General features: G+C 67.9%; 1 protein-coding gene. It reads right to left on the bottom strand.

Features of this window, described 5'->3' with window-relative positions; all coding sequences use genetic code 11:
• Positions 1–333: 333 nt before the first annotated feature.
• A complete protein-coding gene (locus tag DWV43_RS09925) occupies positions 334–1,446 on the bottom strand; it encodes an IS110 family transposase (RefSeq protein ID WP_233539267.1) in 1,113 nt (370 codons plus the stop codon).
• Positions 1,447–1,576: the final 130 nt, after the last annotated feature.

Here is a 1,576-nt window from a genome sequence, read left to right as displayed (position 1 = left end):
GGGACGTTCCTTTTAATATGAGCAGGACATTGTCAAGAGGCAAAATCGGGCCTGGCCCCAACGATATGGGGTCAGGCCCTCTCCCTATATCAACCCGTCCGCGGCGACCTCGGCGTGTCTTACCGACGCTCGTCTTTGCAGTTTAATATCCGCCCGCGGCGATCTCTCGCTGGGCAATCCGTTGCTGCGGCTGAGGCTTCTACGTCGAACCGACAGTCTGTGCACGCGTGTGGCGCCCTGGGCGCTCGCAGAAAAGGGACCTGAGGTTCGCCTCAACGGCTTCGGATCGAACCGCTTCCGGGGTGACTGGCTTATGTGCGGGGGACCGGCCCCCTACGCCTCCTCGGCCATGAGGCCGACCGCCCACACCCAGCAGGCGAGCTCGCGCGCCGTGGCCACGTTCGCCTTGTTGCCGTGGACCCCGCGCGCGAGCAGCGCCTCCCGCCTCTCGACCAGCCTCCGCACGCCCTTGGCGGCATGCCTGCGGGCGGCCGGGTCCGGGGCCTGGCCCTTGGCGAGGTCCTTCGGCCGCCCCGAGCACGTCAGGTAGTGCCACGCGGCCTCGACCAGCGTCTTCCTCAGGTGCTTGTTGCCGGCCTTGGTGATCGCGCCCCTGCGGTCGCTCTCCCCGCTGGAGTGCTCGGAGGGCGTCAGGCCGACCCACGCCGCGAACGAGCGGGCGTTCCTGAACCTCGAGAACTCGCCGGCCTCGAACACGAGGTCGGCGGCGGAAGCGGTGTCGACGCCCTTGAGGCAGCGCAGGGAGTCGACCCTCTTCCTCCACCTGGGCTTGCGGGCCTCGGCCTCGACGAGCCCCTCGAGCCTCGCCTTCTCCTCCGCCGCCCGCCTGACCGCGTCGACGTAGTAGGCGAGCGCGTCGTTGTCGGCCCCCTCCGCGAACCTAATCGACTCGATCCAGGACCAGTGCGCCCGGGTCCAGTTGCCCTTCCTGCGGCCGGTGGGCGTCCTCTCGTCGAAGACGAGCCCGTGCCTTAGCAGGAACTTGGAGAGCCGCTGCTTCGAGCGCGAGAGGTCGTCCCTCGCGTCCTCGAGCGCCCTGGTCAGGTCGCGGGCGGCCTCGCACTCGTCGTCGGGGACCCACACCTCGACCACGTTGCCGACCGACAGCATGCGGGCGAGGAACTCGGCGTCGTTGCGGTCGTTCTTCCTGCGCCTGTCCGCGCTGGGCTTGATCATCTTCGAGACGGCGCCGACCACGCAGTCGACCCCCAGGCCGGAGAGCCTCTTCTGCAGGTCGAAGCCCGTGACCCCGGACTCGTACACGCACCTGGCCCCGGGGTCCACGGAGCGGACCCACTCCGCGACGGCGCCGGCGTCGTAGCCGAAGGTCGCGGCGCGCACCTCCCCGGTCATGACGTCGAGGGAGACGGCCTTTATCGAGCGGGCGTGGACGTCGAGGCCGACGAAGGTGGTAGTATCGAGCATGGGAGCCCCTTCCATGAATGCGGCGTGGCCGCCGCGGCTGAATTAGACACTCACCATTGTCGGCCTAATCCGCGGTCTTTCATGCAGCAGGGGCTCTCAATGTTTTTATGTCCTGCTCATATCGTCTCTG

Origin of the sequence: Collinsella sp. AF05-9, from assembly GCF_003465595.1 — a bacterium.
Lineage (GTDB): Bacteria > Actinomycetota > Coriobacteriia > Coriobacteriales > Coriobacteriaceae > Collinsella.
This window is presented reverse-complemented; position numbering and strand designations above follow the sequence as displayed.